General features: G+C 27.9%; 23 protein-coding genes. 11 read left to right on the top strand and 12 right to left on the bottom strand.

The window, feature by feature from the left end; all coding sequences use genetic code 11:
- Positions 1 to 58 precede the first annotated feature (58 nt).
- The 5 genes from NJU99_RS09285 to NJU99_RS09265 form a co-directional block, all read right to left on the bottom strand.
- A complete protein-coding gene (locus NJU99_RS09285; protein ID WP_254575640.1) occupies positions 59 to 1,720 on the bottom strand; it encodes an efflux RND transporter permease subunit in 1,662 nt (553 codons plus the stop codon).
- Between the two features lie 8 nt (positions 1,721 to 1,728).
- A complete protein-coding gene (locus tag NJU99_RS09280; RefSeq protein ID WP_254575639.1) occupies positions 1,729 to 3,303 on the bottom strand; it encodes an efflux RND transporter permease subunit in 1,575 nt (524 codons plus the stop codon).
- Positions 3,304 to 3,311: 8 nt separating this feature from the next.
- Entirely contained in the window at positions 3,312 to 4,067 is a 756-nt protein-coding gene (locus NJU99_RS09275; protein WP_254578091.1) for an efflux RND transporter periplasmic adaptor subunit, read from the bottom strand.
- 4 nt (positions 4,068 to 4,071) lie between these two features.
- Positions 4,072 to 5,442 (bottom strand): TolC family protein, encoded by a 1,371-nt coding sequence (locus NJU99_RS09270; RefSeq protein ID WP_254575638.1) that lies wholly within the window; start codon positions 5,440 to 5,442, stop codon positions 4,072 to 4,074.
- A gap of 382 nt (positions 5,443 to 5,824) precedes the next feature.
- Entirely contained in the window at positions 5,825 to 6,247 is a 423-nt protein-coding gene (locus NJU99_RS09265; RefSeq protein WP_254575637.1) for an FKBP-type peptidyl-prolyl cis-trans isomerase, read from the bottom strand.
- Between the two features lie 152 nt (positions 6,248 to 6,399).
- On the opposite strand from NJU99_RS09265, the gene NJU99_RS09260 reads away from it, so the two are divergent.
- Positions 6,400 to 8,322 carry an ATP-binding protein gene (locus NJU99_RS09260; protein WP_254575636.1) on the top strand — a complete coding sequence of 641 codons (1,923 nt, stop codon included), beginning with the start codon at positions 6,400 to 6,402 and terminating at the stop codon, positions 8,320 to 8,322.
- 4 nt (positions 8,323 to 8,326) lie between these two features.
- On the opposite strand, the gene fliP is transcribed toward NJU99_RS09260, so the two are convergent.
- A complete protein-coding gene (fliP, locus tag NJU99_RS09255) occupies positions 8,327 to 9,055 on the bottom strand; it encodes a flagellar type III secretion system pore protein FliP (protein WP_254575635.1) in 729 nt (242 codons plus the stop codon).
- Positions 9,056 to 9,213: 158 nt separating this feature from the next.
- Here fliP and NJU99_RS09250 point away from each other — a divergent pair, with 158 nt between their 5' ends.
- Entirely contained in the window at positions 9,214 to 10,098 is an 885-nt protein-coding gene (locus tag NJU99_RS09250; protein WP_254575634.1) for a nucleoside recognition domain-containing protein, read from the top strand.
- A gap of 11 nt (positions 10,099 to 10,109) precedes the next feature.
- On the opposite strand, the gene mrdA is transcribed toward NJU99_RS09250, so the two are convergent.
- The 4 genes from mrdA to fliK form a co-directional block, all read right to left on the bottom strand.
- Complete coding sequence (gene mrdA / locus NJU99_RS09245; protein ID WP_254575633.1) at positions 10,110 to 11,885, bottom strand: penicillin-binding protein 2; 1,776 nt, start codon at positions 11,883 to 11,885, stop codon at positions 10,110 to 10,112.
- Positions 11,882 to 12,322 (bottom strand): hypothetical protein, encoded by a 441-nt coding sequence (locus NJU99_RS09240; protein ID WP_254575632.1) that lies wholly within the window; start codon positions 12,320 to 12,322, stop codon positions 11,882 to 11,884. Before NJU99_RS09240 ends, mrdA begins: the two co-directional genes overlap by 4 nt.
- Positions 12,323 to 12,389: 67 nt before the next feature.
- Positions 12,390 to 12,716, bottom strand: coding sequence for an EscU/YscU/HrcU family type III secretion system export apparatus switch protein (locus NJU99_RS09235; protein ID WP_254575631.1), 327 nt, complete (start codon positions 12,714 to 12,716; stop codon positions 12,390 to 12,392).
- Between the two features lies 1 nt (position 12,717).
- The gene (fliK, locus tag NJU99_RS09230; RefSeq protein ID WP_254575630.1) at positions 12,718 to 14,913 is read right to left on the bottom strand and encodes a flagellar hook-length control protein FliK; all 2,196 of its coding nucleotides are present in this window, start codon (positions 14,911 to 14,913) and stop codon (positions 12,718 to 12,720) included.
- A 63-nt stretch (positions 14,914 to 14,976) separates the two neighbouring features.
- Here fliK and NJU99_RS09225 point away from each other — a divergent pair, with 63 nt between their 5' ends.
- The 9 genes from NJU99_RS09225 (at position 14,977) to ftsZ (ending at position 25,173) form a co-directional block, all read left to right on the top strand.
- Positions 14,977 to 15,471 (top strand): gluconate 2-dehydrogenase subunit 3 family protein, encoded by a 495-nt coding sequence (locus tag NJU99_RS09225; RefSeq protein WP_254575629.1) that lies wholly within the window; start codon positions 14,977 to 14,979, stop codon positions 15,469 to 15,471.
- Positions 15,468 to 17,123 (top strand): GMC family oxidoreductase, encoded by a 1,656-nt coding sequence (locus NJU99_RS09220; RefSeq protein ID WP_254575628.1) that lies wholly within the window; start codon positions 15,468 to 15,470, stop codon positions 17,121 to 17,123. Before NJU99_RS09225 ends, NJU99_RS09220 begins: the two co-directional genes overlap by 4 nt.
- An 18-nt stretch (positions 17,124 to 17,141) precedes the next feature.
- The gene (locus NJU99_RS09215; RefSeq protein ID WP_254575627.1) at positions 17,142 to 17,969 is read left to right on the top strand and encodes a hypothetical protein; all 828 of its coding nucleotides are present in this window, start codon (positions 17,142 to 17,144) and stop codon (positions 17,967 to 17,969) included.
- 91 nt (positions 17,970 to 18,060) lie between these two features.
- Positions 18,061 to 18,411 carry an arsenate reductase (glutaredoxin) gene (gene arsC / locus NJU99_RS09210; RefSeq protein ID WP_254575626.1) on the top strand — a complete coding sequence of 117 codons (351 nt, stop codon included), beginning with the start codon at positions 18,061 to 18,063 and terminating at the stop codon, positions 18,409 to 18,411.
- Positions 18,411 to 18,764: a hypothetical protein gene (locus tag NJU99_RS09205; RefSeq protein WP_254575625.1), complete on the top strand. Its 354-nt coding sequence runs from the start codon at positions 18,411 to 18,413 to the stop codon at positions 18,762 to 18,764. Before arsC ends, NJU99_RS09205 begins: the two co-directional genes overlap by 1 nt.
- On the top strand, positions 18,764 to 21,091 hold the full coding sequence (locus NJU99_RS09200; protein ID WP_254575624.1) for an AAA family ATPase: 2,328 nt from the start codon (positions 18,764 to 18,766) through the stop codon (positions 21,089 to 21,091). Before NJU99_RS09205 ends, NJU99_RS09200 begins: the two co-directional genes overlap by 1 nt.
- Positions 21,092 to 21,176: 85 nt before the next feature.
- On the top strand, positions 21,177 to 22,640 hold the full coding sequence (locus tag NJU99_RS09195; RefSeq protein ID WP_254575623.1) for a peptidylprolyl isomerase: 1,464 nt from the start codon (positions 21,177 to 21,179) through the stop codon (positions 22,638 to 22,640).
- 3 nt (positions 22,641 to 22,643) lie between these two features.
- A complete protein-coding gene (gene ftsA, locus NJU99_RS09190) occupies positions 22,644 to 24,041 on the top strand; it encodes a cell division protein FtsA (RefSeq protein WP_254575622.1) in 1,398 nt (465 codons plus the stop codon).
- Between the two features lies 1 nt (position 24,042).
- The gene (gene ftsZ / locus NJU99_RS09185; protein ID WP_254575621.1) at positions 24,043 to 25,173 is read left to right on the top strand and encodes a cell division protein FtsZ; all 1,131 of its coding nucleotides are present in this window, start codon (positions 24,043 to 24,045) and stop codon (positions 25,171 to 25,173) included.
- An 11-nt stretch (positions 25,174 to 25,184) separates the two neighbouring features.
- Here ftsZ and NJU99_RS09180 read toward each other — a convergent pair whose 3' ends face one another.
- Both NJU99_RS09180 and NJU99_RS09175 read right to left on the bottom strand, forming a co-directional pair.
- On the bottom strand, positions 25,185 to 25,571 hold the full coding sequence (locus NJU99_RS09180) for a heat shock protein transcriptional repressor HspR (protein WP_254575620.1): 387 nt from the start codon (positions 25,569 to 25,571) through the stop codon (positions 25,185 to 25,187).
- A gap of 11 nt (positions 25,572 to 25,582) precedes the next feature.
- Positions 25,583 to 26,455 (bottom strand): DnaJ C-terminal domain-containing protein, encoded by an 873-nt coding sequence (locus NJU99_RS09175; RefSeq protein WP_254575619.1) that lies wholly within the window; start codon positions 26,453 to 26,455, stop codon positions 25,583 to 25,585.
- Positions 26,456 to 26,577 lie beyond the last annotated feature (122 nt).

Genomic DNA, 26,577 nt, shown 5'->3' with positions numbered 1-26,577 from the left:
TTCATATCAAAGTTTGAAACTTTGATATGATTTTAGCTTTTATTTGTAAATGAATTGTTTATTTGATGATTTTATGTAAGTGGTTTTTGATAATAACAGGTACAAAAAACATAGATACAACATAAGATATAAGTGTACCACCAATAAGTGCAATACCAAGACCACCAAACACAGCATCAGTTGCAAGTAAAGATGAAGCAAATACCATTGTTAAAACTGTAAGGATGATAGGTTTTGACCTTGTTGCAGTTGCTTTTGCTATGGCTTTGTTTATTTCCATATTTTCTTCTATTACTAACTGTTTTGAGAAATCTATGATAAGTGTAGAGTTTCTAGAGTTAATACCAATAAGACCAATAAATCCTATCAAAGATGTAGCTGTTAAATAGAAAGTATCAGCTGTAAAAGCATCCATTATTATATGTGCAAAGATAACACCCACAATTGATACAAAACTAGCAAGTACTATTCCTCCTGATAGGGCAAAACTTTTATAATACATAACCATCAAAAAGAAGATTAAAACAAGAGCTATTATAAACGCACCTCCTAAGTCTTTAAAGGTATCAAGGGTTACTTTTAGCTCTCCATCAAATACTAAGTCAAATCTTTCATTTGTTTTTTTATCTACGAAAGCAAGATTTAGCATATCTGTTTTGATTACTTCATAATCACTACTTAACTCTTCAAGCATTTGTGTTCTTGCATCTAAAAGTGGATAGATTTGGCTATCTTTATTTGTCTCTGCTATTACATTTATCATTTGATTTAGATTTTTTGATGTAAGTTCAGGTTCTTTTATCACTTCTTTTATTGTTACAAACTCTGATAGGCTTATCATAAAACCATTTTGATTCATAACTTTTAGGTTTTGAAGTTTGCTATTTAGAGACTCTTTACTTTTTCTATCAAGTAGCCTTGAATCATCAAGTCTTAAAAATATCGGTATTTGATTTTCTGCTTTGTTTTCATTTACAACTGATATTGGCATACCTTCGTAAGCTATATAAAGTACATTTTTTATTTGCTCTAGGTTTACACCACTTTTTATGATTTTGTTGTTGTCTAGTTCAAGTTCGTATTTTATAAAGTCATGACTTGCCATAATATCAATATCAACTAAAGTTGCTTGCTCTTTTAGAATCTTTGCAATTTTTATAGAAAAATCTCTTCTGTTTTCAAAGCTCGCTCCTCCATATATCTCAGCAACAATAGAAGCCAATACAGGAGGTCCTGCTGGAAGTTCTATAAATTTGATATTTGCTTCATACAAAGAACATTTTGTTTTTACTTCTTCTCTTAGATTTGATACAAGGTTGTAGCTTGTGATGTTTCTATTATCTGCTTTTTTGATGTTTACCATCATCTCAGCTTGCCATTGTTTGTCTTTTAGTGCACTTTGTTTTACTAGTGCTGCAAAGTCTAAGGGCTGTCCTTCACTTACAAATACTGAGATATTTGTAATATTCTCATTTTTTTGAAGTTCTTGTGAGATACATCTTGTAACTTCTTTTGTGTGATTTATACTATACCCATCTTTTAGGTTTACATATACAGAAAAGCTATCTGAGTCCTTACTTGGAAGCATTTTTGCTTTTGTGATTTCTGTAGGAAAAGTAGCTACACTTAAGATAAAAAGTATAAGTGTTATTACGTAAACTAGGATTGATTTAGACTTTGATTCAAGTATACTGTGTATAAAGTTTTCTAATTTTATCATCTAAGTTCCTATAAGAATTTTTTTATTAAATATGGAGTAAAAGCATATGCAATTACTAAAGAAAAAACTAAAGCAATAGGCACAAACACAGGAAGAGGGTGCATAAACTGTCCCATCATTCCGCCTACAAAGAACATAGGTAAAAATGTAAGGATTATTGCAATTGTGGCTATATTTGTAGCATTTCCTATTTCATTTGTAGCATTGATTGAAACTACTGTAATATCACCATTTGGATTGTGTTTTCTATGTCTATGTATGTTTTCAATTACAATAATAGCTGCATCAACTAACATACCAAGACTTACAATAAGTGCAAATAGTGTAATTCTATTTATAGTTTCATCAAGCAAAAATCCCACAAAAAGCGTAAGAGATAAAATCATAGGTACAGTTAAAGATACAATCATTGCTTCTTTAAATCCAAGTGTAAAAATAAGAAGTATTGCAATAATTACAATTGAAATAAGTAAGTTTTGAACAAGTGAATTTACGGCATTATTTGCAGTATATCCATCATCTCTTGTAATAGTGTATGCTATATGTTTTTGTTCTAAGTCATCTTTGATACTGTCCATATATTCAAATACTTTTTCATTTATAATTACTGAGTTTGTACCTTTTAGTTTTGAAACCATCATAGTTAGCTGCTGTAATTCTTCAATTTCACCATTGCTATTTTTTTGATAAAGTAGGGCTTCTTTTTTGTTTTGAATATCAAAAGTTCTTTCAACTTTTGCTACATCATTTAGATAAATAGCAATACCATTTACATATGAAACTATGATATTTTCAATATCTTCTTTTGATTCAATTGCTTGTTTGATTGAGAAAAGTACTAGATTTCCACTTGTCGTACTTCCTTCAATATTTGGTGTTTTATAAGATAAGCCTTGAACTTGCTTCATGATTTGTACAAGTGATAGATTGTAAGATCCAAGTTTTTTAGAATCAACCAAGATATTGTATTGCTCTTTTTTTTCACCTTTTAAATCAATCAAAGCTACATTTTCTATTTTATTTATCTCTTTTGTGATTTTGTTTACTTCTTGAAAAAGTTGTGTTTGAGAGATGGCGTCTTTTCCATCTATCTTTTTTGCATAAAAAGCAATAGTAGCTATTGGTATGTCTGTATCAATATCCATAGTTTTGATAATAGGTTGCATAGCACCTTTGGGCATTAAGTCCATATTTCTCATCACTTGGTCGTATAGTTTTAGATTTGACTCTTCCTTATCTTCCCCAATATAGTATTGAACTTGTACAATTCCAACAGAGTCTTTTGCAAAAGAGTAAATATGCTCAACACCTTTAATCTCTCGTATTTTTTTCTCTAAAGGCTCAATGATTACTTTTTGTATCTCACTTGGTTTTGCTCCAGGCATTGCAACTATTACAGCACCTCCACTTACTTTAATTTGTGGATTTTCTTCCCTTGGCATCACTATCAATGAGATATAACCCAAGGCTAAAATAAAAAATATAGCAACAGAAGTCAAAGGGTGGTTTATGAAACCTAAAGATAATCTTCCTGCTATGTTTAGATTGCTATTTATATGTTTTGAAAAGTTTTCTTCATTCATATTTTTTCCTAATTTGATGACTTAATTAAAAGCTTAGTATACATACCTGGATATATTGTTTTATCTTTTGTATCAAAGGCAATTTTCAAAGTAAAAGAGTGAGTCATTGCATTTACACTTGGAATAATGGCAGAGATTTTTCCTATTCCTTCAAAGTTTATAGATGGAATTGAGATACTTACTTCTTGTCCAAGTTTTATACTATTTAAGTTGCTTTCACTAACTTCTGCTTTGATTTTTAGACTACTTAAATCTGATAAAATTAGTGCAGGAATACTTGGTGTTGCCATTTCTCCTGCTTTGATTGATTTTTTTATAATAAGCCCATCATTTGGAGCTTTGATTTTAAGGTAATCATATTGAGCATTTACTTCTTTTAATTGTGCTTTTGCAATAGAAATCATATTTTGTACATTTAAAAGATTTAATTCTAACTTTTCCACATCATATTTAGCAACTAAATCTTTTGCATATAATCTTTTGTATCTTTCATAGTTTGTTTTGATATTATTGTAAGTATTTTCTTGAATTTTTAAATTAAGCAAAGCTTCTTGCTTTTTTGAATCAATACTTGATGAGTCAATCTCATAAAGTAAATCACCTTTTTTTACAGATGACCCTTCAACTACATAAACCTCTTTTATAAAGCCTATATTTCTACTTGTGATTACTTTTTCATTATCAGATATAACTGTTCCTGTTAGTTCTATATCATTTGCTTGTACATATAAAAATATTGAGATTATAAGTAATAGTTTTTTTATCATTTTACTTTCCTTTATTATATTTAGTATTTGAAAAATCAATACCTAAAACAGTAGCAACTTTTGCTAAGGCTAAACTTCTTTTGTATTTTGCTACTATTAAATCAGCCTCATTTTTTCGTAAGTTTGCTTCTTGTTCTAATAGATTTGTCATAGCTATTAATTGGTTTTTATACATAAGAGCTGATTGATCAAAAACTTCTTGGGCTAGCTTTTTTGCTTCTTGCTTTTCTTTTAGAATTTTCTCTTTTGAGCTTAAATCAAGTAAGGCTTTTTCTAGTTGTAGTTTCACCGCATCTTTTAGTTTTTCATAATTAAGCGCAGCTTTCTGATAAGCAATCTTACTTTTTTGTTTCTCAATACTTCTAGTACCATCAAATAAATCATAATTTAAACCCACCATTGCTGTATAGTAGTCTTTGTCTTCATCAAGTGTTAACTTATTATCATTAAAACCATATTCTAGATGAGAGTATATAGTAGGGTAATATGAACTTTTTGCAATATTGATATTTTTTTTCATAGCTTGTTTTTGGATGTTTTGCATTTTTAATTCATCTCTATTTAATAAAGCTTTTTTATAAAGCTCATTCATAGTTGAAATATCACAGTAGATATGTTTTAAATCTTTTACATCTGATATAGAGTCATTTGAAGTTAAAAATCTAAGATATGCTAGTGATAAATCAAAATTGTTTTTAGCATCTATTAGTTTACTATTTGTATTAAGCTCATAAACCTTTGCTTGTTTTACATCTATTTTTGTTACAAGTCCTTCTTCATGAAATGCATTTGCTGATTTAACCACATAAGAAATTGCTTCTTTTGCTTTTTTGGCTGCTTGTATAAATTCTTTTGCAACTACTGCGTTGTTGTAAGCTTTTAGAACTTCAAAAGCTAACTCTTTTTTATCAAGATTATATTTTACTTCATTTGCTTTTTGCTGTAGCTTTAAAATCTCTTTTTGGTTTTGAAGTTTAAAACCTGCAAACAAAGGTAAATCATAAGTAAGTTTATTTGTGATATTTGTTCTTGCTTTTGGGTAGTTTAGATTATTTGGTTCAATACTTGAATCCATATTATTATTTATAAAATCATCTGCTCCAAAGTCATTAAAACTAGCTTCTCTTGAAGATAGTTTTGAGTTGAAAACATATCCTGAATGATTTGTTCTACTTGTTTCATTTTTTAAAGATAGTTTACCTAGGTTTATAGCATCTATTCTTTGACTATCTAGTTTAGATAGTTCTATATCTAATTTTGAGTTTTGTAAGTCTTTATTATTAGTTAGTGTTAAATCTAACACTTCTTGAAAATCGACACTTTTTGCAAAGCTTAAAGATCCAATTAATAAACATAAATAAAGTTTATTCATTTAGTTCTCCATATATTGTTTTATAGTCTATTGTACAGAATTTATATAAAAAGAAATGTTAAAAATCAAAAGAAATAACATAAATAAAAGTTATATATAAAAGCCTTATAATAAGGATAAACTACTATTATATTAACTCTATTATTATTTGAAAAACTTATATGTTTAATATTAATTTAATATAAGTAAACATTATGAAAATGAAAAATGCTCAGTATAAAGGTGAAAGAGAAAAAATGCTTGCTTACATTGTGGACTAGACTGGACTTGGAAAGTAGCAGCTGAGAAACTTTGGTTTGAGTGTAAATACAAAATCTATACTCTAAAGAAGATGCTTTAAAATGTAAGTAAAAAAGCAGGGAAACCTGCTTTTTTTATAGTTTTACAATAATGAATCAATTTTTACAGTATATTCCATATCTTTTCCTGCTAGAGGATGATTATAATCAAGTGTAACTTCTGTATCAGTAATTTCTTCTACTAAAACTTGAATAGGCTGACCTTCTTCATCTTCACCTTGTAATTGCATACCTACTTTTAAATCAGGAATTCCTGCAACTTCTTCTATTGGTAAAACTTGTTTAGCCTGAGGATTATACTCTCCATAGGCTTCTGCTGCTGGAACTATAAAACTTGCACTATCACCAGCTTGCATATCTTTGATTCTTTCTTCAAGTCCTGCTATTACTTGTCCAACACCAAATGTGAATTCAAAAGCTTTGTTTGAAGTTGTTCCATCTACTACTTTACCATCTACTTTTACTTCAAAAAATATTTTTACATTTTGATTAACTTCAATTGCCATATATTAAAATCCTTGCTTTTTTTAATAAAATTTTTGAATTATACTTTATTTAGACTAAATTATGAGATTTAATATTTTTTTATTAGATATAAAATATGTTATACTATTTAAATATTAGATAATAATTTATTTATGCATAAAAAGGTTATATAATGAATGATAATATAGACATAAGTTTAAATAAAAAAGCAAATAAGTATAATAAATATCTATATTCTGTTTTTTTACTTATACTTATGTTAGTTTTTATTTCTACATATATTGATTTAAAATCAAAAAAAGTTAATATTGAAAAACAATTAAAAATAACTCAAGAAAATGTTATTGAGGAATATAAGCAAAGATTAAAAGAATCAATTCATACTACAATATATTTTATTGATAATCTTCATGATTTTTATATTAAAGAACAAAAGTTAGATGGAAACACTTCTTCTTATTTAAACGACTTAAATTATATACTTTTTGAAGAAGAGGTTCGTTCTTATTTATATAACAGTATTTTTGATAAGCAAAGGTACACATGGATTAATAAGATTGAAAATATTGATATTAAACAAAAATATGCAAAAAGATTGATTCATCCAAATTTAAAAGAAACTGAGGGTAGTTATTTATCTTTAAATACAAAAGATATAAAAGGAAAACTTCCGTATAAAAAAGAATTAGAAGGTATCTTAAAAAACAAAGAAGTATTTTACTCTTATTATTTTAAAGAGATAAACTCTTTAAAGATTACTAAAAAAATATCTTATGCAAAACTCTATAAAAAATATAACTGGATTATTGCAACAGGTATACCTTTAAATATTTTAGATGCGAAGATTGAAAACTTAAATAGTAAACTATTGGAAGAGTATGAAAATTATTTTTATACTACAATATCTATAAAAGTATTACTTTTATTAATTGTTTTAGTTGTTGTATATTTTTTAAAAAACAATACAAGAAGATATTTATTTAAAAGTTTAGAAAAGTCATATAACAATTTAAAAGAGACGACGTTAAAATTATCAGAAGCAACTAAAACAGCACAAATAGGAATATGGAAATGGGATATTGTAAAAGATGATTTAGACTGGGATGATGAAATGTATAATTTATATGAAGTTGATAGAAACACTAGTCAATCAGATTTTCAACTTTGGGTAAAAGCTTTGTATGAAGATGATATGCAAGAAGCACAAGAAAAACTTCATAACTCTATAAACAATAAAACAAAATTTCAAACTACTTTTAGAATTAAAACAAAAAAAGGACTTAAATATATAAAAGCTTCTGGTAAGACTATATATGATGAATTTGATAAACCTTTATATGTAATAGGCGCAAACTATGATATAACAAACCTAAAAGAGTATGAAAAACAGCAAATACAACTTCTAGAGCAAGCAAAAATGGCTTCTCTTGGTGAGATGATAGGAAATATTGCACATCAATGGAGACAGCCTTTAAGTATAATTAGTACAGCATCTACGGGGATAAAACTTCAAAAAGAAATGGGTATATTAACTGATGAATTATTAATTGATGAACTAAATAGTATTAATGTTAGTACTAAATATCTTAGTGAAACAATAGAGACTTTTAGAAACTTTATAAAAGAAGAAAAAGAGTATAAAACTGTAATTATTCAAGACAGAATAAAAGAGATTTTTAATCTTTTAGCCGCAACATTAAAAAACAATCATATAGAGCTAATAACTAATATAGAAGAAGTTGAATCCTTTGAAATTAAAATTGTAGCAGGAGAGCTATCACAGGTAATTGTAAATATTATCAATAATGCTAAAGATGTTTTCAAAGAAAGAGATATTGAAAATCCAACAATTATATTCAATTTAGAAAAGAATAAAAGTAGGGTATATATTACTATTGAAGACAATGCAGGAGGAGTTCCCAATAAAGTAATAAATCATATATTTGAACCATATTTTACAACAAAACATCAATCTCAAGGAACAGGATTAGGTCTATATATGAGTCATAAAATAGTTACTGAAAGTTTAAATGGTAAATTAAGAGTAGAAAATACTAGTAAAGGGGCAAAGTTTATTATAGAATTGCCTCTGTAGACCTTTATTTAAAGGACTGGGCAAGGTTTCCAATAATCAACTGCCATCCATCAATGACGATGAAAAATATTATCTTGATTGGAAGTGAAATCATTACAGGTGGTAACATCATCATACCAAGACTCATTAGAATTGAGGCAACAATAATATCGATTACTAAGAAGGGTAGGAATATTAAAAAGCCTATTTCAAAGGCGGTTCTAAGTTCACTTACAATAAATGCAGGCATTAAAAGTGTTAAAGGAACATCATCTATATTTTTAGGGTTTGGTTCTTTTTTTATTCTATAAAATAAAGCTAAATCAGACTCTCTTGTGTTTTTTATCATAAACTCTTTAAAAGGTTGAACACCTTTTTCAAAAGCTTCTTCATAACCTATAGTTTCCTCCATATAGGGCTTTACACCTTCTTCCCAAGATTTTTTGGCGTAAGGTTCCATAATAAATATAGTCATTACTAAAGCAAGTGAAATAACAATCTGCGTAGGTGGAGTTTGCTGTAAACCCATAGCCTGTCTTAGAAATGAGAATACAATAATAATTCTAGTGAAAGATGTAACCATCAATAAAAGTGAAGGTGCTAATACAAGAAGAGCTAATATAATTGCAATATTAATAGTCTTTACAAATTGAGCAGGTTCTTCAAGTGCTGCTACAGATAGATTAACAATAGGTAGGTCATCTGCCCCAAAAAGTGAAATGCTAAAAATTAGTAAAGTTAGAAGTGCCTTCAAATATATAATCCTATGAAAAATAAAAATTATAATATCCAAAGAATGATTAAAAACTGACTAAATATAAAATCAGATAAAAGTAATAAAAAAATGTTTTAAAAATTATAAGTAAATTGTAATAATTTTTATGCTATTTTGTTTTAATTTAGGAGACAATCTTGAATTATAAACAAACTTTACTTTCTGCACTTAAAAGTGCATGGATTATTATAAAACTAATAATTCCTATATATATTCTTGCTGAAGTTTTATACTTTTACAATCTTTTATCTTATGTATCTTTTTTAGTAGAGCCTTTAACAACTCTTCTTGATTTACCAAAAGAGGCTGCTTTAAGTATAATAAGTGGTATGTTTCTAAATCTTTATGCAGCTATTGCATTTGCTGCACCTTTAGATTTAACAGCTAGACAATGGACTATTTTAGCAGTATTTTTAGGTATATGTCATGCACTTATAGTTGAGACAGCTGTTATGAAAAAGCTTGGGATTTCAAATATATACTCTATTTCATTGAGAGTTATTGGTGGTTTTATTGTAGCTTTCTTAGTAACTCTTTTGCCAAAAGAAGTTTTTTCAGATGTAATTTCAAAGGCAACAGTTGAACCAAGAGTCTATGAAAACCTAATGGATGTTTTAACAACATCTTTTATGAACTCTATTGATTTAACTATAAAAATTATAATTCTTATTTCAATTATTATATTTATAATGGATTTTATTAAAACTAGAAAGTTTATAGTTGAATCTAAAAAGAATATATCAAAAAACTTTTCATTAATGGTAGGAGTTTTTTTAGGTATTACTTATGGGGCAGGGCTTTTGATAAAAGAAGCTCAAAATTCTTCTTTAAGTAAAAGAGATATATTTTATGTGGGAACTTTTTTGATGATATGTCATGCTATTATAGAAGATACTTTATTATTTGTAATATTTGATGCAAACCTTACTATAATTGTAGTTGCAAGAGTTGTTTTTGCTATTATTTTCTCATATATTTTACTAAAAGCATATGATATGGCACAAAAAGAGAAGTTAGATTAAAGCTTCTCTTTTTACTTTTCTTTTATATATCCAAGTTCAAGAAGTTTATTAAATATTTTACTTACCATTCCTCCTGCTGCACTTCCACCATGCCCGCCATGTTCAACTAAAACTGTTACTACATATTTAGGATTTTTATATGGTCCATAAGTTGTAAGCCAAGCATGAGATCTTTGATAATAGTCTAAATCACTCTCTTTCATTCTTATTTTTTCAGATTGAGGTATTGAAACTACTTGAGCTGTTCCTGTTTTACCTGCAAGTTTCACTTTTGATCTAATATGTCTAGAAGCAGTACCTTTTCTATGATACATAACTTCATACATTCCTTTTCTCATCATTTCTAAATGTCGTTCTTTAAAGTCTAAAGCAACAGGTTCTTTATAATTTTTTTTATAAAAGTGAGGAGTTGGAAGCTTTCCATTTGCTATATAAGCTGTATATCTAGCCATTTGCATAGGAGTAGTAAGCATATTTCCTTGACCAATAGATGTAATAACAGTTTCACCTACATACCAAGGCTTATTGTATTTTTTTTGCTTCCAATCTTTATTTGGATTTATTCCATAAAACTCATTTACTTGATCAACTCCCGTTTGTCTTCCAATACCAAGTTTATCCAGTGTTTTTGATATTTTGTTTATACCAATTCTTAGACTTCCTTTATAAAAGAAGTCATCACTACTTTCCCTAATAGCTTTATTAAAGTCAACAATACCGTGACCGCCTCTTTTCCATCCTCTAAAGTTTCTATTACCGATTTTAATAAAACCTGTATCATTTACTTTATAGTTTTCTTCTACACCATTTTCTAAAAAAGATAAGGCAACACCCATTTTTATAATAGACCCAGGAGGATATAGTCCATTAATAAGCTTATTTGTAAAAGGGTGATTAAAATCATTTCTCATTTTATTCCACTCTTTTACGGAAATACCTCTAGCAAAAATATTATTGTCAAACTCTGGAAATGATGCAGCTGCTAATAACTCACCATTTGAAGAATCCATTACAATAACAGCTCCACCTTTATAGTTAAAGATATCTTGAATATATTTTTGAAGTTCAATATCTAAAGAGATTTTTATATTGTTGTTAGATGAGGGTTTTTTCTCTTCTAAAACTTCAATTTCTTCATTTAAGGCATTTACTTTTATATCTTTATATCCCATCTCACCTTGTAAAATGTCATTGTAGTATTTTTCTAAACCACTTTTCCCAATTATCCCACTATAAGCTGAAAGTTCATTTTTTACAATATCTAATCTAGATGCTTTACCAACATATCCTATAATATGTGAAGCTACATTTTTATATGGGTAATATCTCTTTACTGCTGATTCAACTTTTATATTCTCTTTTGAAGCAAATAGTGTATATTTAGGAAAAAAATCTTCATAGGGTATGTAATCAACTACTTTTACAAAGTCATGATTGTAGGCTGAGTCTTTTCTTTTATAGTTTTTTAGAAGCTTTTTCTTCTCATATTTTGGAAAATGCTTTTCAATAAACTCCACAGCATTATTTAATTTCTCTTTATTTTTTGATGATCTTAAATGTGGTTTAATTAAAATAGAAAAGCCCATTTGGTTAATAGCTAGTTTCTTGCCATTTCTATCTTCAATAACACCTCTTACAGGAACTTTATTTATTCTATTGATATAGTTTCTTTTTGATAATTCTTCATAATATGTATTTGACTTAATACTTAAAAAATATACTCTAACTAGTAATGTAGTCATAATTACAAAAATAAGAATAAAGATTAAATTTAAACGCATATTCATATAAATGCTCCAATAAATAATAAATCAATAAAAATATTAGCAATTACAGCTTTTAGAATAGTTTCATCTAAAGGAGTAGATAAAGACCAAAGTAAAAGCACTCCAAGATAAAATAAAATTACATAAATATAGCTATTAATAGAGCTAAAAGAAAGGGTTCTTTTAATATGTGGAGTTACAAAAATATATAAAAATAGTGATAGTAAAGTAAGGGATAAAGGCTTTAACCCTGAGTTTATTTCAATAAATAAAAATGCAATAACTATAAAAAAAAGTGAATACATTCTTCTATTTTTAAGGCTTACAAAAAAAGCCATAAATAAAACACCACTTAACATAATAATTAAAAAATAGATTGAAGAAATAAGGTTTAAAACAACTGCAACAATAATTAGTGTAAATAAAAAAATTGGGCTGTCTAAGTTATTATATTTCATTTGATTTGTATTACTTTGTATTTGATTTTAAAGTGGGGATTATATTATAAACTCTCTTATATGCTTATCAATCTTTATCTTGTAATCTTTCTTCTAATTTTTCATCTATTTTTTTGCCTTGGTTGGTCATATCATAAATAAAAGAGAAAATTTCAGCAACAGCTTTGTACATACTTGCAGGAATCTCTTTATCTAAATCAAGTTGAGATAAAAGTTCAATTAAGTCTTCATCTTTTTTGATAGGTATATCATTTTCTCTAGCAATTTTTATGATGTTATTTGCTGTTTCACCTTTTCCTTTAGCAGTTATTTTAGGAGCACTATCATTATCTATATCGTATTTAAGTGCTGCTGCTTTTGGTGTATAGTTCTCTTGTTTTATATCTTTTTGCATTTTAAACTCTTATATCAATACCAGAACTAAAGCTTGAGTTGTCATATGCATTTTTATTGTATGTTTGTGTTGGTTTATCTTCTGTTTTATTCTCTTCTTTTAAATCAAGAAGTTTTATATTTACAGGAATTAAATCTACTTTATTTAAAGATTTTTTTAATGTTTGTAGATTATCTCTAACTTTTTCTTTGAAATGCTCTCTTTGAGCATATATTGTTATATCAATTTTATTTTTATCATAAAGTCCCATCATTAAATCAACTTTACCAAAATCCTTTAGTGTTAAGTGAATTTGACAATAAAACTTTTCTTCATCTTTAGATTTTTTTATTCCAATACTTCCTTCTTCTAGCATATCCCATAAAAAAGGAACATAAACATAATTGGAGTTTGAACTCATAGATAGAAGTTGGTGATAGTCTATTTGCATAAGCATTTTATCCACTTGTTTAAATATCTCTTGAGATTTTTGGTCTGTTTTTGAAGCTAATTCATCTTGCATTTGTAGGAGTATTGATTTCATATCATTTGATAAAGGATTACTACTTTCTTTAGTTTGATTTAAATTCATAGCTTGATTTATATTTGAGTTTTGAATACTCTCTTTTATAGTTGACTCAATTTTATCAACTACTTCAAGTATTTGATTTTGAACTGCAGGAGCATTTGGGTTATTTTGATTACTTGTTAGGTTTGTAATACTCTCTTTTAGAAGTAAAATCAAACTATTTAGATTATTTGCAAAGTTATTTGGGAAGCTACTTGATATATTACTTTGATTACTTGGCATATTAGAAGTTTGTAAAGAGCTTGTTTTAATAACTTCTGTATTTGCATTTGGATTTTCTATTTTTGCAAATAAATTATCTAAGTTTTCTAGTTTTGAAACTATTTTATTTGATACACTTAAATCTACATTTTTAATATTTACTAACTCTGTTTTTAATGAGGCTAGATTCTCTTTTAGGTTTGATAAAGTTGCGTTTTTTTCACTAGTTACATTTATAAAATTTTGCACTTTTGTTTCAAGGTTAGAAATATTTTCAGATATATTTTTGAGGTTTAAAACTAGATTTGAGATATTTTGGTTTTGATTTGAGGCTTGTTTTATTTCACTTGAATTAAGAAGATTATTTAATAAAGCTTTTGGTTCTATAAGTTTGTCATTTTTTGCAAATAAGTCATTTGACTTTAAAAGATTATCAATTTGTTCATTTACAACTTTTGTCGCACTTGGATTGCTTGCATTATTAATATTAAATTGAGTTTTAATCTCATTTAATAACTGTTTGGTTTGAGTATTTACTTGCTCTTTTGTATTTTGAAGTACACTTACTTGATTTGTAGGAGTTTGAGATGAATGAACTACTTCTTTTGTTTTGGGTGTTTGAGCATTTAAAACCCCTTGGTTAATTCCTGTTTGCTCATTTTTACTTGTAGGTGCAGTTATATTTGCAGAATTGTTTGAACTTATTGTTTTTAGATTATCAAGTTTTGACTCAAGAAGTGAGCCTTGTGATACCATATTTTTTAGTTGATTTGTAAGATTTGACAAATCTTTTGTACTGCTGCCTTGTAGTGTACTTACTAGGTTTTGAAGTAAGGGAACTAAGGCTTTTAGGTTTTCAGTACTTTTTGTATTTGTTGAAGTAGGGGCTTGTTGTAAAGTTTTTGTTATAAGCTCACTTACTTGCTTTGCAATAGGTGAATTTATATCTTTTACTAGGTTTTGTATTTGTGTTAAAAGCTTTTCTACATTTGCAGGAAGTGTGCCCTTATTTTGTGTATTTTGAGCTATTTTTGACTCTAGGAATACTCCTGATTTACTTATTTGTTCTTTTAGAGTATTTTCATCTATATTTGCGATGTTTTTTAAAAATGATTCTAGATTTGCTTTGAATTTATTTAAATTTGAATTTGAATCAATTTGTGCTAAAACCGAACTAAGTGATTTAGAAAAAGAGCCTAAGTCCTTAAAAGCATTAGTGTTTTTTAGTATGTTCTCTATATTGGCATTTGTTTTAGTACCATTTTTAATATCATCAAAAAGGTTTTTCAAAACATCATTTACAGATACGGATTTGTTTTTTATCATATCTTGAAGAGTCTTTGAATCTGCCTCTTTTAAAACCTCTTTTAAGGCTTTATTATCATTTGGTAATAGTACATTTAAAAGTGAATTATTTGATACTAACATCTTAAAAGTATAGCATAATTTAAAATATATTAACTTTTACTACTATTTTGCTAAAGTACTACTATGAAAAGAAGAGAGTTTATAAAATTTACAAGTATTGGAATTATTGCTCTAAATAGTTCCACAGTTTTTGCAAAAGTTTTTACAAAAGAGTCTTTAGTAATTTTAGATGAAGTTTATGAAGTTTTGTTTCCTAAAACTTTAAAAATGCCAAGTTCTAAAGAGTTTGGAGCTTTAAATTTTTTAGTAAAAAACATAGCCCATAAAAGTTTTGATAATAGTGATAAAACTTTTATTATACAAGGTTTAAAGGATTTTAGTAGTAGTTTTCCTAATTTTATGTATCTAGGTAAAAATGAGAAAAAAATCTTAATCCAAGAAATGTCAAATACAAATGATTATGCTCAATCATGGCTTTCAAAACTTGTATATTACGGCATAGAAGCAATGCTAGGGGATCCTATGTATGGTGGAAATAAAAAACAAATAGGCTGGAATAGTGTAAAACATAAAGCAGGGTACCCAAGACCAAAGCTAAAATATGGACAAAAAATATGATTTATGATGTATGTGTTATAGGAAGTGGCGCAGGTGCTGGACCTATAATTTATGAGTTAAGTAAAGCAGGTTTTAAAGTATGTGTTTTAGAAAAAGGTGATATTTACAAAAGAAAAGATTTTTCAAAAGATGAAATAGCAACTGTAAGAAGAGATATTTATACACCAAGTTTAAATGAAGAATACCATACTATAGAAGAGAATATAGATGGAAAATGGACTAAATTTCCTACCTATGAATCAGGTTGGAGTTTTTGGAATGGAAATATTTTAGGGGGATCATCAAACTTTATGAGTGGTTTTTTCTATAGACTTAAACCCAATGATTTTAAATTAAAAACTGTTTATGGAAGGCAAAAAGGTTCAAACATAGAAGATTGGCCTATTCCATATGAGGAACTTGAACCTTTTTATGATAAGGTTGAGAAAATAGTAGGAGTTTCAGGTGAGGTTAGTGACTATGAACATCAAGAGCCTAGAAGTTCAAAAGAGTTTCCTTTTAAGCCTCTACTTGAACATCCTATTGTAAAGCATATAGATAAAGCTTCAAAACAATTGGGTTTTTCAATTGTAAAAACTCCAAGAGCAATACTTAGTAAGGATAATAAACATAGAAAAAGCTGTTATTACTCTAATTATTGTGGTTCATATGCTTGTTCTAGTGGAGCAAAGGGAAGTAGTAGAGAATCTTTAATACTTCCTGCTTTAAAAACAAACAATGTAAAGATAATAGCAAATGCTTTTGTATATAAACTAAATACAAATGAAGATAAAAAAATAGTATCAGTAAATTACTACACTAAAGATAAGAAAAGCAAAGAAATAAAAGCAAAACTTTTTGTAGTTGCTGCTCAAGCTGTTGAGACTTCAAGACTTTTATTAAACTCAAAGACAAAAGAGTTTCCAAACGGAGTAGCAAATAATAGTTCAAATGTAGGTAAAAACTTTTTATCCACAGCAGGTGGAATTGTAAGTGGAACTTTTGATGAAACAAATATGAACTTAAAAGAACTCTTAAAACCAGGACTTTTTGTAAATAGAGCTATAAAAGATTTTTACTTTACAGATGAGTTTAAAGGTGGAATGATTGAGTTAGTATTTGATCATGCAAATCCTATAAAAAGAGCAAATAGTTTAAAGTGGGATGGCTCAAAACTTTTAATAGGTGAGGCTTTACAAAATAAAATCTATGAAAAGTTTACTAAAACTAGAACATTAAATATGGAGATATTTGTAGACTGGACAGCAAATGACAATAGTTTTATAAGTGTTGATGAAAAATATAAAGATAAATATGGAGTTCCTGTTGCAAATATTAGAATAGGTGCATTTAAAGAGGATATAAAAGTATCAAAATTTTTAGAGAAAAAAGCCATAGCTTTATTTAAACAAATGAATGCAAAAGACATAAACTCAAATATCTCAGAACTCCCTGCACAAAATCTATTGGCTGGAGGTTGTAGATTTGGAGATAATCCAAAAACATCTGTCTTAAATAAGCATTGCCAAGCCCATGAAGTAAAAAATCTTTTTGTAAGTGATGCTAGTTTTATGCCCACAGGTGGAAGTGTACCTTATACTTTTACTATATATGCAAACTCTTTCAGGGTCGCAGAATATATTAAAAAACATTATGATAAAATAATATCATAAATTTGTTTTGGAGTTTTAATGAAAAAGTTAATTTTAGTTGCTATTACACCGTTTATATGTTTTGCTCAAATGGATGATTATCTTCCTTTAAGTGAGTTTTCTGATGATAAAAAGATTGAGTATAATTTTACAGAGAAACAAAAAAAGCAAGAACTAAAAAAGAAAAAAACAGTTGTAGAACCTGTGTCAGAGTATAAAGAAGAAATTGTACAAACACCTGTAAAGCAAGAAGTTGAAGTTATAGAAGTGCGAAAGAGTATTTTAAATGATGAGGTAAAACAAGAAGATGTTTTAGAAAATAAAAGTAGCTTTTCAATTGATAATAATATTATAGAAGTTAAGTTTGAATACTCTCCTACAGACATAGACATTTCATCGAGTGCTGGAAGTTTATCTGAAAGTGCAAACGCTTTTTCTCCTATAATATCAGTACAAAACAATAATGATAAGTTTAGCTTTGAGTTTTTTATGACAGATAAAAAGTTTGAAACAAAAGTTTATAAATTAAATTATAAAAGAATTTTTGATAAATTTAAAATTGGTGCAGGTTTAAACAGATATGAAATCAGCGCAAACTCTTTAAAGGCAAGAGAAAATTATCTAAGTATTCAAGGGAACTATACTTCAAATATATCAAACATAAATAACTTATGGTTTGATGTTGAAGGTTCTCTTGGAAAAGGTGATAATATAGATGCTTTAGAATATAAATTTACCTTAGGTTATCAAAACGATGAATTTAAAGAGTCATCATATATCCTTGGATATAAAGGAAAAGAGTTTGAGTCAGATGGTGTTGACTTATCTTATAAAGGACCTTTTATTGGAGTTAAAACTCTGTTTTAATGACTACTTTTCTTACAAATTGTAATATTTCAAGCTTTGTAAAATATTTTTAGATATAATTTATAAAAATTATAAACAAGGTACACAAAGTATGGAAGATATTACAATTTGGCATAATCCAAGATGTTCAAAATCAAGAAATGCACTTAACTTACTAGAAGAAAAAAATATTAATGCAAATGTTGTTAAATATTTAGATGATACACCTTCAAAAGATGAACTAAAAGAGATTTTAAACAAACTTAATATGACAGTACAAGAGCTTATGAGAAAAGGGGAAGCTGTTTATAAAGAGTTAGATTTAAAAAGTGAAACTAATGAAGAAAAACTACTAGATGCAATGATAGAAAACCCAAAATTAATAGAGAGACCTGTGATAATAAGAGGTGAAAAAGCTGTTGTTGCAAGACCTATTGAAAAGTTAGAAGAGCTACTTAAATAATGCATGAAAAACAACAAAGAATAAGATATATTAGAGTTTTAGAGAAGTTTTTCACACGAACAGTTTCTTTACTTAAGCTTGAAAACTTTGATGTTGAGTTATTTAAACAAAGAACAAAAAAGAATTATGAAGATTTAAAAAAGGTTGAAGCTGTTCCTTTACACTCGTCTTATCTTACTTCTTTGACAGAATTTTTAAATACAACTTTACAGTATATAGAAAATCATACAGAAGACTTTGATGATGAAAAGTCTACTTTATTAAAACAAGCAAACCTAATTCAAAAAGAAAAAAAGAAAAAAACATATACAAAAGATAAACATAGAAAACATAAATTTAACGATGGGTACTAATGGCAGATAATCAAGAAGAGTATAAAACCTTTAAGTTATCAGGGGTTTTGAAAAAAGTATTATATAAAAATGATGAAACAAAATATATAATAGCTGTTTTAGAAAACAATCAAAAAATTTGTGGTACTTATTTTGATACTGATATTGAAAAGATAGTAGGGGAAGAAATAATACTTATTGGAAACTGGACTACTCATAAAAAGTATGGAGTACAGTTTGAATTTGATACTTTAGAATTAAAAGAAGCAGAAATTTTCTTTTTTTTAACGAAAATTGTAAAAGGTATTGGAAATAAGTTTGCCCATGAACTTTTAGAAAAATATACAGAAGAAGAATTAGTTGAAATATTAAACAATAATCCAGATGAACTTTTAAAGTTTAAAGGCATAAGAGAAAAAAAGCTTGAAAAAATAGTCTCTTCTTGGCAAAAGTTTAAACATCTTAGAGAGCTAGGGTCTTTTTTAGCTAAGTTTGGAGTAACTTCAAATCTCATAACTAAAATATACTCAGCTTTTGGAGAAATTGATGACTTAATTGAAAAAATCAAAAAAAATCCATATATGCTTATAAATATTAGAGGTATTGGTTTTAAAAGAGCTGATGAAATAGCAAAAGCTATAGGAATTGACCCTAGAAGTGAGTTTAGGATAATGGCTTGTTTAAATTATACTTTAAGAGAATATTGTGACAATAATGGAAACTCTTCAATTGATAAATTCCATTTATATAAACTTCTTGATGAGTCCTTGAACTTTTCAAATGAAGATGCTTTATATGAAGAAGCCTTATCCAAAATGCTTGTGGATGAAGAGATTTATGTAACAAAAGAGAATAGATATGCTTTGTCAATGCTTTTTAATGCAGAAAAAAATATCTTAGATTTCTTTCAAAGAAGAGAAGACGAAAAAAATAAAAAGATAATTGCAGATTTTGATGCTTATTTAGAAAAAAAACAGAAGACTTTAGGTTTTGAGTTAAGTACTGAGCAGAAAAAAGCAGTTGAACTTATAAATGATGGTCATAAAACACTTTTTCTAATAGGTTACGCAGGAACTGGTAAGTCCACATCAAGTAGGGCTATTTTAGAACTTCTTGAAGAAGTTGTATCTTATGATGATATTATAACTATTGCATTAAGTGGTATTGCAAGTCAAAGAATCTCTGATACTACAGGATATAGTTCTTCTACTATTCAATCTTTATTAGTAAAACATAAGGAAAAAGATTTTTTCCCCCATAAAGTTATACTTTTAGATGAAGCATCTATGGTGAACTCTGTTACCTTTTATCAAATAATATCAAAGATTTCGGATGACACTATTTTTATAATTGTTGGAGATGATGGACAATTACCAGCAATTGGTGCTGGAAATATTTTAGCAGATGCAATAAAATATAAATTGGCTCCCATTTGTAAGCTTACAAAAATCTACAGACAAAATGAAAACCAAGCAATAGCAGTTATTGCAAATGATATTAGAAAAGGTGAAATTCCTAAATATAATGAAAAATATGAAGACTTCAGCTTTCAAAATGTTTCGATTTCTAACTATTATGCTCAAAAAAACTCTGTTTCTTCCAATGAATTTTCAAATATAAGAGGTGAAAACTCAACACTTATTCTAAATAATATTTTGAATATTTCAGCTTCATATATTCAAAAGTATTATGATTTGATAAAACAAAAAGACATAAGCAAAGCTTTGATTTTATTTCAAGTAATTACACCTATGAAGAATGGAATTTTAGGAGTTGAGAATCTAAATATGCAACTTCAGAAGCTTTTTAATCATACTAAAGGCAAGGCTTTTCAGACAAAACTTTATGAGTATAAAATTACTGATAAAGTAATACATGTAAAAAATGAAAACATGAGAGCTCAAACAATGCAGATGTATAAAAGTGGCTCAACAGACTTTTTGGAGAAGCGTGTATTTAATGGGCAGTTAGGTCTTATAATCAAGCTTGATTTTGATGAAGAAAAATGTATAGTTTTATATCCAAATGATGATATGGTAGTATTCTATGATTTTGATAATATTGCATCATTATTATCTTTAGCTTATTGTTTGACTATTCATAAAACACAAGGAATGGAGTATGATAATGCTCTAATTCCTATGAGTTTTTCTCACTACATAATGCATAATACTAAGCTTCTTTACACAGCAATAACAAGAGCTAAGAAAATGTGTTTTATTGTGGGAGAAGAAGAAGCCTTTAAAAGTGCTTGTAAGAAATTAGAAATAACTATTAGAGAGTCTGTAATAAACGACTTATTAAGTAAACAAGACTTAATAAAAAACGAAATATTACCTCAATTATAAATTCAGCAATACATAAATAAACTTTAACTAACTTAAAAGAAAATTTAGTGTAATATATCTAAAATTTTTAAGAGGATTATGTTTTATGATAAGTTGGATGCAAAGACACAAAAAATGGCTAGTTATTACTATCTGGATAAGTACAATAGCATTTGTTGGAGCTGGCTTTGTTGGTTGGGGTTCATATGAGTATGGCAAACAAGGTGGAGTAGTAGCAGTAGTAGGTGACAGAGAAGTATCTGTTGAAGAGTATCAAGAAGAGTACTCAAGTTTATATGAACAATATGCAAGATTATTTGGTGACAGTTTTAACCAAGAAACAGCTGATAAGTTAAACTTAAAAGACGTTGCTTATAAGCAAGTTTTACAAAAAAACTTAATCTTATCATATGGTGACTCATTAGGTTTAAAAGTTACAAATGAGGATATAGCTAAGGAATTAGTTAAATATCAAGCATTTTTAACAGATGGGAAATTTGATAAAGAAACTTACATAAAAGTTTTATCTCAAAATAGAACAACACCTGCAAAATTTGAAGAGTCTTTACAAAGAGGAATTTTATTAACTAAAATTCAAAAACTTTTTGATGTAAAAGCAAATGAAAAAGAGATTGAAAATTTAAGTAAATTACTTTTCTTGGAAGATGATATTTCTATGAAGATTTTAACTTTAAATGATATTAGTGTCGAAGCTAAAGAAGATGAGATTAAAAAATATTGGGAAGCAAATAAGAATGCTTACATGTCTGAAGTAAAATATCAACTGATGTCTTTAGATATGCCTTTATTATCTTCAAACGCCAATGAAGAAGAAATCAAAAGTTATTATGATAAGTTTAGATTAGACTTCAAAAAAGAAGATGGGAAAATTAAATCTTTTGAAGAAGCAAAAACTGACATAATTGAAAAATTAGATGAAAAACATACTAAAAAAGAAGCACTTAAAAAATACCTAAAAATTAAAAAAGGTGACGAACAGTTAAAAGATGTAGCTACTTTTACAGCTTCAACAATGCCTTATTCTGTGCAAAACAATGAACTTATTATCAATTCAAAAGTAGGATCTTTAAATAAACCATTTTTAGAAAATAACACTTTTGTAATAACTCAATTAGTAAAAGTTGAAAAAGCTAAACCTTTAGCATATGAAGATGCAAAAGAGATGGCTAAAAAAGATTATATTTATGTTACAAAACAAAAGAAATTAGAGCAAACAGCACAAGAACAAGTTTCTTCATTCAATGGTGTAAGTATTAAAGGTGTTACAAGAGAGTCAATTGATAAAATTACTTTATTAGAAGCACAAGAAGCAGCTCAATTTTTAAATCAACTTTTCTCAGCGACTCAAAAAGAAGGATTTATTAAATTAAATGACAAAGTAGTTTTATATAAAATAAATAATTCTAAATTTGGTTCATATGATAAGACTAGAAATAGTGCAGTTGAGTCAACACTTACTCAATTACAATCACAAGAATTAATGACAAATTTAATTAAAAGACTAGAGAATAGCTACGAAATCCAATCTTCTATAGAAACAAAGGAATAATAATTGAGTAATACTATCTTAGCAATTGATATTGGTTCATCTAGTATAACAGCAGTTATTGCAAAACATGATTTAGAATATAATATTAATATTTTAGGTACTGGTATCCAAAATAGCGAAGGTGTTAATAAAGGCTTAATAATTAATATTGAAGAGGCATCTAAAGCTATAAAAAATGCTGTTACATTAGCAAAAAGAAATACAACAGAAACAATTGAAACATCAATTGTTTCTGTTTCTGGAAGTTATACTAAAAGTATAAGAAGTTCAGGCTCTGTAAATGTACCAAATGGACTGATTACTGAAACTGAGATTAATCAAGTAATGCAAATGGCTTTATATAATGCGACAATAGTTCCAGAGTATGAAGTAGTGCATGTAATACCAATATTCTTCAAAGTTGACGATTCTGTTGATGTAGACAATCCTCTTAATATGAATGGATCAAGACTTGAAGTATCTGTGTATATTGTAACTGCAAAAAGAACTGCACTTACAAATATTAAATCAGCTTTAAAAGTTTCAGGTGTAGATATGACTACATTTGTACTTGATGGTTATGCATCTGCTATATCTATTTTAGATAATCAACAAAAAAGATTTGGAACTACGGTTATAAACTTAGGAGCTACTACAACGGAGTTTGTTTGTTATAAAGGTAACTCAATGATTTATAATGGTTTTATTCCTGTTGGATCAAACCATATAACAAATGATTTATCAGTTATGCTTCATACTCCTCCAATGGCAGCAGAGAGAATCAAAACTGAGTATGGCTCTCTTACAAAAGATTATACACCAAATAATGAACTTGGTGTAACAAAAGTTAAGATACCAAGAATTGGTGATGAGGATACAAATTCAGAAGTTGCTCTTGATTATATTCAAACTATTATTCATGCTAGAGTTGAAGAAGTATTAGTACTTGTAAAAAATCAACTTAAAAAAAGTGGAATTTTAGACAATATAGGTTCTGGAATTGTTATTACAGGTGGAATGTCTAGTTTAGAAGGTATCAAACCTTTAGCTGAAAAGATATATCAAGGTATTCCAATTTCTGTATCAAACCCTAAAAATATTAAAAATGGATATTTAAATTTTGATGATCCAAGTATGTCTACTATAGTTGGTTTATTAGAATACTCTTTAGGAGCTACAAGAAACTATGAATTAGATTCAAGTAAACAACTTGTAAAACCAATTAAGAAAGAGCCTAGAATTGAGAATAAAGTAATTGAAAATTCGCAGGTTTCAGCTGATCAAATGAGAGCTGAACTTAATAGAGATTTAAGTACGCCAAATGAAGAAAATAGAGATACTTCAGCTGTGTTAACACCTTTAGAAAAAGATAAGAAAAAAGGTGTTTCTAAGTTCTGGAGTAAAATATCGGAGTGGTTCTAAAATGGATAATTTATTTAAGGTGGATGATATCAAAGAAGAAATGCCAAACAAAGTATTGTCAGATAATGTAGCAAAAATTTCAGTTATTGGAATTGGTGGTGGTGGTTGTAATATGATTAACCACATGATAAAAGAAGGTTGCAAAAAAGTTGATTTAATTGCTGCTAATACTGACTTACAAGTATTACATATTTCACAAGCCCCTAAAAAGATTCAGTTAGGTGTTAAACTAACTAAAGGTCTTGGAGCTGGAATGAAACCTGAGATTGGTAGAGATTCTGCTGTTGAGAGTTATGAAGAGATTAAATCTGCACTAAAAGGTGCTGATATTGTATTTATTGCCGCTGGACTTGGTGGAGGTACAGGAACTGGTGCTGCTGCTATTGTTGCTAAAGCTGCAAAAGAAGCAGGTGCATTAACTGTTTCAGTTGTAACAAAACCATTTACTTGGGAAGGTAAAAAAAGAGCAGGGCTTGCTAGTCTTGGTTTAGAAGAGCTTAAAAAAGTAAGTGATTCAATTATTGTTGTACCAAATGATAGATTGTTAGAAATTATTGATGAAAATGTTGGTATGAAAGATGCCTTTAAAATTATTGATAATATTCTTTATCAAGCTGTAAATGGTATGTCTGAGGTTATTTTAAATCCAGGTAACTCAGATATTAATACAGACTTTGCTGATGTAAAAACAATCATGCAGCATAGAGGTATGGCACTTATGGGTATTGGTAAAGCCAAAGGCGAAGATGCTGCTCAAAGAGCTTTAGAAGATGCAATTGAATCACCTTTATTAGATAAAATGTCATTAAATGGTGCAAAAGGTATTTTAATTCACTTTAATATTCATCCTCAAGTATCATTATTTGCTATTAATAATGTAATGGGAAGTATCAATGATAGAATGGATCATAATGCTGAAATTATATTTGGTACAACATCAGATAGAACTCTTGAAAAAGATGAAGTAAAAATTACTATTGTTGCTACAGGTTTTGAATCAAAAGAAGATTTAGAAAATGAAAAAGAAGACTCGCATGAAGATGATGCTAACAAAAACTTATCATCTGATGATGAGAACTTTTTAGATATACCACCACTTATGAGAGATTACGTAGTTAAATACCAGTTTTAAAAAAGAGGATTTTAATCCTCTTTTTCTATAATAACTATATCAAAAGATGTTTTTTGAACAACTAAAGCTTTTGTATCTGGAACTACAGCTAAATTATTTATACTTTTTATTTTAGTCTTATACTCTTGAACTTCACTTTCAAGTTTTTCTATTTTTTTATTTAATTGAAGTACTATATCAACACCCGCTAGGTTAACTCCAAGCTCTCTTGTAAGTGTTAATACGTATTTAATATGATCTATATCTTTTTGTGAATAAAGTCTTATTTTTCCATTTGTTCTTGAAGGTTTTATAAGACCTTCTCTTTCGTATTGTCTTAATGTTTGAGGGTGTATATTTAGGATTTCAGCAACTGCTGAGATTAGATATACAGGTTCAATATAGCTATTTGTTTCCATAAAAAATCCTTTTATTCAGGAAGCTTCTCTTTTAGTAATTCTACTAAACTTTCATCTAAATCTTCAACTTTTGGTAAAACAATATTAGCTTTTAGATGTAAGTCACCTTTTGTATTTGATTTTCTATCTAGTACTCCAAGCTCTTTAACTCTAAATTTTTGATTTTGTTTTGTGTTTTGCGGAACTTTTAAAGTGATAGTTTTATGAATTGTTTCAATTTCAATTTTTCCACCAAATAATGCTGTTTTAAGTGGTACATCAAAAGTTTTAATAAGTGTTGATTCATCTCTTTCATACTCATCTGAAGGTGCTACATTTATTTTAAGAATTAAGTCACCTCTTTGTCCATGATATGACTTTCCTTTACCTTTTGCTCTAATCTTTTGACCATCTTTAATTCCTTCTGGAATTTTAACATCAAAAGAGTCATTGTTTAAAGCAATATGTTGTTTACCACCTAAAATTGCAGTTGTAAAAGGTATTGTTATTTGGGCACTAGTATCTAAATCTGGTTCATCAAAACCACCAAACCCTCCTTGTGAAAATCCTCCTTGCGAGAATCCCGAAGAACCAAAACCTTGTCCTCCACCAAACATTTGTCTTAGAATTTCATCTAAGTCTACGTTTCCTCCTTGACCTCTTGCAAAATCATGGAAGTTTTGACCACCAAACATAGAATCACCATATTGATCATATTGTTGTTTCTTTTCTGAATCACTTAGAACCTCGTAAGCTGCATTAATTTCTTTAAACTTTTCTTCTGCAGCTGGGTCTTTATTTACATCTGGATGATATTTTCTTGCTAGCTTTCTATATGCTTTTTTTATATCACTAACGCTAGCATTTTCACTAACTTCAAGTGTTTCATATAAACTTTTTGCCATTTTCATTCCTATATATAATTGTTAAGATATTTTTAAGATTTATATTATAGCAAAAAGTTGAGTCTAAGTCAATCAAGTTTAAAACATTATCTAGCACTATTAACCTTAAATATGATATTATA

It is taken from the genome of Arcobacter roscoffensis (assembly GCF_024267655.1).
In the GTDB taxonomy this organism is placed as follows: domain Bacteria; phylum Campylobacterota; class Campylobacteria; order Campylobacterales; family Arcobacteraceae; genus Arcobacter_B; species Arcobacter_B roscoffensis.
The sequence above is the reverse complement of the archived record's forward strand: the minus strand, read 5'-3'. Positions and strand labels throughout refer to the sequence as shown.